Below are 3,904 nucleotides of genomic sequence, written 5' to 3'. Positions count from 1 at the left end.
CCCTCGGTGGCTGGCTCGTCGAAGTCGCCTCCTGGCACTGGGTCTTCCTGATCAACCTCCCCATCGGCGTCATCGGCTACATCGCGGCCATGAAGGTCATGCCCGACCACTACGCCGAACACCGCACCCGCTTCGACATTGCCGGCTACCTCATGCTCGCCTTCGGCATGGTCGTCCTGTCGCTCGCCCTCGACGGCATCTCCGGCATGGCCACCCCGCATGCCCTGGTCATGCTCATGACCGTAGCCGGCCTGGCCGCCCTGGTCGGCTACTGGCTGCATGCCGCCAACTCCACCGCCCCGCTGTTCTCGCTGGCCCTGTTCCATGTCCCCAGCTACCGCATCGGCATCCTCGGCAACCTGTTCTCGCGCATCGGCAGCAGTGCCATGCCGCTGCTGATCCCACTGCTGCTGCAGGTTGGCATGGGCATGAGCCCGATGAATGCCGGCCTGCTCATGATCCCGGTCGCCGCCGCCGGCATGGTCTCCAAACGCTACGCCGTCAAACTGGTCGAACGCTTCGGCTACCGCCGCGTGCTGATGGTCAACACCGTGCTGGTCGGCCTGGCCATGGCCAGTTTCATCTTCATGACCCCCGGCCAGCCGCTGTGGGTACGCGTCGTCCAGCTGGCCCTGTTCGGCGCGGTCAACTCGCTGCAGTTCACCGTCATGAACACCGTCACCCTGCGCGACCTGGATCGCGACTTCGCCAGCGCCGGCAACAGCCTGCTGTCGATGGTGATGATGCTCGCCACCGGCTTCGGCGCCGCCGCCGCCGGCAGCCTGCTGGCCGCCTTCGCACACCTCGACCAGCTGCACGGCGCCACCGCCGCCCTGCACGCCACCTTCGTCTGCGTCGGTGCCATCACCCTGACCTCCACGCTCATCTTCTGGCAGCTGCCCGACACCCGCCCGTCCCCACGTGATGTGGAGGAGGTCGCCGAATAGGCGACCTCGGGGGGGTAGCATCGGACCGTTGGTCCGATGACCAAACAACGCACCAACGGTGCGCTCTACCGGGTTCGTGCGATCACCACCCAGCGCACCCGCGGTGCGCTCTACCCGCGGGGGTGCCGCAGCGCCCGCGCGATCGCCTCCACCAGCAGGTCACCGGTTACCGGCTTGCGCAGGAACCCGCTGAAACCGGCCTCCTGCACCTGCTGTTCAATACCCGGATCGGTACGCGCCGTCACCGCGATCATCGGCATCTCATAGCCCTGGTTGCGCAGGTGCCCGGCCAACTCGATGCCGCCCAGGCCCGGCAGGTCCAGGTCCAGCAGCGCCACGTCGAACGGGGTCCCGCTCACCTCGCGCAGCGCCGCCAGCGCATGTTCGGCATGCACCATGTCGTGCCCGCGCGCGCTCAGCAGGCCGGTGATCACGCTGGCCACCGTGGCGTCGTCTTCCACCAGCAGGATGCGCAGCGGCGGCAGGCGCAGGCTCTCGCTGCCCGGTTCGCCGCCAGACGGCAGCGCGGCGATGTGCAGCGGCAACGGCAGGCTCACGCTGAAGCGCGTGCCCACGCCCAGCTGGCTCTCCACCCCGATCTGGCCCTGCATGGCCAACGCCAGTTCCCGGCAGATCGCCAGACCCAGCCCACTGCCGCCATATTGCGCCGCCGTGCGCGCCCCATCGGCCTGTTCGAAGCGACGGAACAGGCGCTGCTGCTGGTCGCTGCTGATGCCCGGGCCGGTGTCGGACACCTCGAAATGCAGGCCGCGTTCGGACGACAGCGTGGTCGCCTTCAGGCGCACTTCGCCGTGCGTGGTGAACTTCACCGCGTTGCCCAGCAGGTTGAGCAGGATCTGCCGCACGCGCACCGCATCGCCCACGCTGGCCAGACCGGCCGGCAGCTGGTTGTCCACCACGAACCGCACGTGCTTCTGCTCGGCAAGCGCGGCCATCAGCGTGCACACATCGCTGACCACGTTGTGCACGTCGAACGGCTGCGACTGCAGCTGCAACCGTCCGGACTCGATGCGCGCCAGATCCAGTGCGTCGTTCACAAGATGCAGCAGGTGCTCGCCGGCATGCCGGATGGACGCGGTCCAGCTGCGCTGCTGCGGGTCCAGCGATGAGCCCAGCAGCAATTCGCTCATGCCCAGCACGCCGGTCATCGGCGTGCGTACTTCGTGGCCCAGGTTGGCCAGGAAGCGGGTCTTGGCTGCCGATGCCTGCTCGGCCAGCTCCTGTTTCTGCAGGGCCAGCTGGTAGGCATGCCGACGCTGCAGCCGGCGCCGGTACAGCCAGGCAATCAGGCTCATCAACAGCAGCGTCATCGAGGTCAGCACCAGCAGCCCGGACATGCTCCGCCACCACGGCGGCATCACCCGGAATTCCAGCGACTGCACCCGCGACCATACCTGGTCGGCCGAACGCGCCTGCACTTCCAGCCGGTACCGGCCCGGCGGCAACCGCGAGAACACGCGTTCGCCCGCCGGCCCCACTTCCACCCAGTCCGGGTCGTAGCCGGCCAGCCGGTAGCGGTAGCTGTTGGACGACGAATCGGCGAACGACAGCAGACGCGCCACGATGCGCAGGTCACGATCGGCGTCGGCCACCTCCAGCGGGGTCAGGTGGGTCAGGTCGGCGACACGGTCACCGCGGCGCACCTCGACCCGCTCGATCACCAGCGGCGCGCGCCGGTTGGAGGGCCGCACCTGGCGCGGGTCGAACACCACCACGCCCGCCGGCGTGCCGCCAACGATGCGGCCGCTGGCGGTGCGGCTCAGCGTGCTGCGGCGGAACTCCTGGCTGGGCAGTCCATCGTGCACGCCATACAGGCGCACATTGCCCATCTGCGGGTCGGCCCGGATCAGGCCGCGTGCGCTGGCCGCCCAGACCACGCCCTGCGCATCGACCACCAACCCGGTCGCCGACACTTCCGGATAGCCCGCACCGCCGCCGATGACGGCCTGCAACAACAGCCGCCCGCCTTGCCACCGGTACTGGCTGAGCCGCCCTTCCTCGGACAGCCACAGGCTGTCGTCGTCACCGCGCGCCAGTGCGTGGATCGCCGCCGAAGGCCCACCGGCCACCGGCTCGAACCGCGAGCGGCCCGGCACCCACTGCAGCAGCCCCTGGTTGGTCGCCACCCACAGCGTGTCGTCCGGTCCGCACAGCAGGTCCAGGGTCAACTGGCCCGCCGCGAGCCCGGCATGCCCGGCCGGCACCCGGTGCAGCACGCGGCCGTCCAGGTCGCGCTGCTGCAACCCGGTGGACGCGGCACTCCACAGACGTTGGCCATCGCAGACCGCCAACGATTCCAGCTGGCCCTCCATCGCCGCGTCAACCGCGGCATCGTGGCCCCAGCGTCGGATCGATCCATCTCGCGGGTCATAGCGCAGCAAGGCCGACATCGAACCGATCCAGACCTGACCGCGGGGGTCCTCCTGCACCGATTGCAGCCACTGCGTGCCATCCACGCCGGTCCGGTGCTGGGTCACCCGGCCGCTGACCGGGTCGAACTTGTCCAGCGCCCCGTGCGTTCCCACCGCCCACACTTCGCCATCGGCGGCGGCGGACATGCCCAGCACGTAGCCATTGCGCAGTGACGCCGGATCATCCTCCAGGCGCGACAGCACCGAGAACTGCCACCACCGCGGCAACAGGTGCCACAACCCGCCATTTACGCTGGCCAGCCAGATCCCGCCTTCGCGGTCTTCATAGGCGCCGGTCCAGTTCGGGCGTACCTGGCCACGTGCCACTGCGCTGTACAACGGCACCTGCTGGAACTGGTTGTCGTAAGCGCGCCCCAGCCCGGAACGGGTATCCAGCCAATAGCCGCCCTGCTCGTCGCGCAGCATCATGCCCAGCACCTGATCGCCGGCGGACACCTTCCACGGTGCCGGTTCGAAGCGCCCATCCGGTCGACGGACCAGTACGCCGGTATTGGTGCCGATCCA

Annotated in this window: 2 protein-coding genes; one reads left to right on the top strand and one right to left on the bottom strand. The window is 69.1% G+C overall.

Annotated features, from left to right (window positions below):
- Positions 1 to 947 (top strand): MFS transporter (locus DBR34_RS14660; protein WP_128097336.1); only part of this gene is annotated, 947 nt, incomplete at its 5' end.
- A gap of 110 nt (positions 948 to 1,057) precedes the next feature.
- On the opposite strand, the gene DBR34_RS14655 is transcribed toward DBR34_RS14660, so the two are convergent.
- Positions 1,058 to 3,904, bottom strand: a 2,847-nt coding sequence (locus DBR34_RS14655; RefSeq protein ID WP_258223961.1) for an ATP-binding protein, incomplete at its 5' end; no start/stop codon positions are given.

The organism is Stenotrophomonas sp. HMWF003 (genome assembly GCF_003061285.1).
Classification (GTDB): domain Bacteria; phylum Pseudomonadota; class Gammaproteobacteria; order Xanthomonadales; family Xanthomonadaceae; genus Stenotrophomonas; species Stenotrophomonas maltophilia_AP.
Note: the sequence above shows the minus strand (reverse complement) of the source record. Positions and strands in the feature narration are given on the sequence as shown.